The following is a 3589-nucleotide window of genomic DNA, read 5'->3' as shown; positions in this document are numbered from 1 at the left end:
GAGAAAACAGGCGCCTTCGTCTAATTGGACAAACTATTATTGCCTCGCCCCTAATGGTTTAATTCGTCGCTCCTAAAGGCCTACTTTCAATGTGATCTAATCGATACTAGCGACTAACTACGTAGTTTTACGCATAGGAATGTTAAGGGGCAGGTTTCTATAATTGCGCTCATATTCATACTTTTGAGGGTGATGTTATGGTGGGTAGTCATGGAATCAATAAGAACTCTGTAGCGTATACGCTGTTGTATCCGACGTTTAAGTCTGCTTCGGTAGTGATGTTCGCGGGTGTAGTCAGTGGGTTGCTTGCGGGTTGTACCGGTAATGCATTACCTGAATGGACATCAAGTGCTGAAGTTGTTGTTCAATCGCCCGCCGGAGGTTTGATATATACGGCAACGGCAACCGATGCCGATGGTGATACGGTTACCTACGGCACCGCGAGTACGTTGCCATTAGGATGGACTTTTGATTCAAGTACTGGCGAGCTATTTATTCCGGCTTATACAGAACCTAAGATCCCTGAAAATATTCAGTTAGATTTGGCGGCTTATGATGGGCAAGGTGGGGCAACCCTATTGCAGTTGTCAGTTAATTTTGATTGGCCGCTACAATCCTCCGCTTTAAATATTACCTTTCCGCCTAATAATAGTTCTATCAACCTATTGGAAGGTGAGCCGGTAACAGTGCTTTTTAATGGATTATTGAATGCGGCATCGGATGCAGATAGCGCCATTGCCTCGGTGACATTAACGGCCGCAGAAACCGTATTGTCGCTAACCCTTGGTGGTGATGGGTACACATGGCAAGGTGATTTTAACTTACCGTCGGGTGCTATTAGTATCACAGGTGAAGTGGCTTACACGAATGGCGATGCTTATCCGGTTAATGATTACGTTTTGAATGTGAACCGCTTTACTCTGGAAGGGCAGTCGTCTGAGGGGCAATTGCAAGCCGGGCACCAATTGGATATAGCCGCACGTAAATTGTATTACATGCAAGGCAGTACTGTGTATACGCGCAATCTCGATACTGGCGTTACTGCGCCGCTTTGGCAAACAGATGAGAATACCATTTCGTATTTTGGTGTGAGTAAAAACCAGGAAACCTTGTATCTATTACAGCAACAAAGTACACCCTTTAACTATTCTGAAATATTGTATGCGTTCGGTGGGCTAGCAATAAGTGGCGAGTCTACTAGCGCTATACCGCCAAATAGCCCTAGCGTGCCTTTTAGTCCATCAGGTGTCCCAGAGGATAACCTTAGGGTTAATTTGGGCTGGACCTTAACAACTGTCAATCTCACCGAAGGTTCAAAGACCCATGTTGAATTAACGGAAATTTCGGAGACTTTAAATCTAGGTTTTTTTACTGCAGAATTTAATAATAATAAAAACAGTTTCATAATCAATCTGTATGGTGTTGGCGGTGGGGCCTCGGTCATAGATGTAGGCACGCCAACTGCTGGCGAGCCAGTACCCTCGAGCTCATTTTTTGAAATTACTAATATTGTGCTTGATTTTGACGTGGAAACTTTGGCTGCTACGCTTCTCTATTTTAATGATCCTGACGGCCTTTCTGGCACCGAGGATTTCTATTTTTCAGACGCAGAAGATCAAAAAGTTTTCCAGTTTAATTTTTATGAGCAAGAATTATTTATTAAAAGCAGTGAAAGCGGTGTGCTTGTCGAAGACTATAGTGTTAATGGATTTTCTTTATGGCAAGGCGCTAGCGACGTAGATTACATTGCGCAAGAAAATGACTTTGGTAAATTGATAGTCGGTATCGCGGGCTTGGCTGATTCAGGCGTTGAGGGTGGGTATGTCTATGGGGATATTGTAGAGTTTACGCAGGGCTCGCAGTATCGCGCAATCACAGCTTGCGATACACAGGCATTACTAACGCTCCCAGTAGTTACTCATTTCGTAGCGGCCTATCCCAAAACGTGTATTAACGGCGTGCCTTACGATATTACCGTTGATACCCGCGCTAATATTGCTTATCTCAGTGCAATAAATGTTGTTCTGCCCGAGAGCGCTGTGCTTGTGGAGGAAAACACGTTTTCTGCTCCGCCTTATTTTTACCGGAATATTCATGCTGTCTCATTACAAACCGGAGAGGTGAGTACGGTATTTAGCGGGTATTAAATTTTTATCAAAAGGGATGTGAGTTTAGCCCAACCTGCTATTCAGTAGGTTGGGCTTTTTTTATGGCGGCTTCCCAGCCGATGATGGCTGATTTACGCGTCGTACCCCACATGTAACCTCCAAGCTTACCGCTATTTTGAATAACGCGGTGACAGGGGATTAAGAATGCAATGGGGTTACTGCCTATGGCGGTGCCAACGGCGCGTGCAGCAGTGGGTTTTTGTATCGACTGTGCGATGTCACCGTAGGTGCTTAACTGGCTTGTAGGAATTTTTAACAAACTTTGCCATACTTTTAATTGAAATTCAGTACCCCGTAAGTGGAGTTTAATCGCTTGTTGCTCGTTCCAATTTTGTTTGAATATTGTTAATGCCGAGGTTTGTAAACTATCGGTTTTTTCCTGAAAGTTCGCTTTGGGAAAGGTATGGGTGAGTCGGCTGAAAGCGGTATTCTCTTTGTCTTCAAAGGCCATGTAACAAACCCCCTTACTTGTCGATGCTACTACCACGGGGCCAAAGGGCGTTTGCGTTAATTGGTGGTTAATGGTGAGCGCGCAACCGCCTTGGCGAAACTCTCCTGGTGTCATGCCTTCGATATTGACGAATAAATCGTGTAACCGACTACTGCCAGACAAACCTAGCTGGTGTGATGCGGCTTGTAGTGAAAGGCGCCTATCTTGAAGAATGTGTTTGGCGTATTCAACGCTAAGGAACTGAGTAAATTTCTTAGGGCTAACGCCAGCCCATTCGCAAAATACCCTTTGTAAATGTTGCGGGCTTAAATGTACTGCTGCGGCAATTTCTTCGAGTGAGGGTTGGCGGGTGAAGTTTTGCTGAATATAGTCAATCGCCATGGCTATTTTGGCATAGTGATTCGCAGGCTTTGGCGTGGCAGGGGGGGGATGCATTGCTGGGGTGCCTTTAGTCGATAGTTTGGTGCGGTGTAATATAAGCCGCGTATGTATAAAACGCGACCCGAAACATGCGGGTTTAATGTCTGCTGTTTGTTGGTAGAGGGGCAATGCTACGTTATGCGCCGTTTAAGACTGCTGACTTTAATATGTAATTGAGTAAATTCAAATCTACAGTTTTACCTTTCAAGTGTTCTGGTATTGTTGAAAAATGACGGGATAACTCTATTCTCGAATAGCCGGTGAGGGCGGCGGTAGAGTCAGTATTGGGTTAGAATTATCAAGAGTTTGGCAGGTTTGGGCTATGCGATGTTGAGCTGATTGTCAAAATCGTAGTTGATGGAGAGGCTTGTAGTGTCAGGTTATGTTTTATGTCGTTTTATGGCGTTTTATCGCGGTAGATAACCAATAAAAACGGGGCCAAATTGGCCCCGTTTTATCGTTTTCGCTTAGGTGTTTAATTAAAAACTATAACTACCAATGCCGCGCAAAATAATTTCGCCGCTATCGGTTTGGTACATCGATTTGTACG

2 protein-coding genes are annotated in these 3589 nt (G+C 44.6%); one reads left to right on the top strand and one right to left on the bottom strand.

Annotation, left to right across the window (positions count from 1 at the left end):
• The first annotated feature begins 197 nt into the window (after positions 1–197).
• Positions 198–2147, top strand: coding sequence for a hypothetical protein (locus AC3A8L_RS20605; protein ID WP_487964154.1), 1950 nt, complete (start codon positions 198–200; stop codon positions 2145–2147).
• A gap of 37 nt (positions 2148–2184) precedes the next feature.
• On the opposite strand, the gene AC3A8L_RS20600 is transcribed toward AC3A8L_RS20605, so the two are convergent.
• Positions 2185–3054 carry a bifunctional helix-turn-helix domain-containing protein/methylated-DNA--[protein]-cysteine S-methyltransferase gene (locus AC3A8L_RS20600; protein ID WP_487964153.1) on the bottom strand — a complete coding sequence of 290 codons (870 nt, stop codon included), beginning with the start codon at positions 3052–3054 and terminating at the stop codon, positions 2185–2187.
• Positions 3055–3589: the final 535 nt, after the last annotated feature.

It is taken from the genome of Marinagarivorans sp., from assembly GCF_982758155.1.
This window is presented reverse-complemented; position numbering and strand designations above follow the sequence as displayed.

Bases quoted from the DNA above. Each gene is read 5' to 3' on its own strand.
- AC3A8L_RS20605 (WP_487964154.1), top strand. From the start codon at position 198: ATGGTGGGTAGTCATGGAATCAATAAGAACTCTGTAGCGTATACGCTG.
- AC3A8L_RS20600 (WP_487964153.1), bottom strand. From the start codon at position 3,054: ATGCATCCCCCCCCTGCCACGCCAAAGCCTGCGAATCACTATGCCAAA.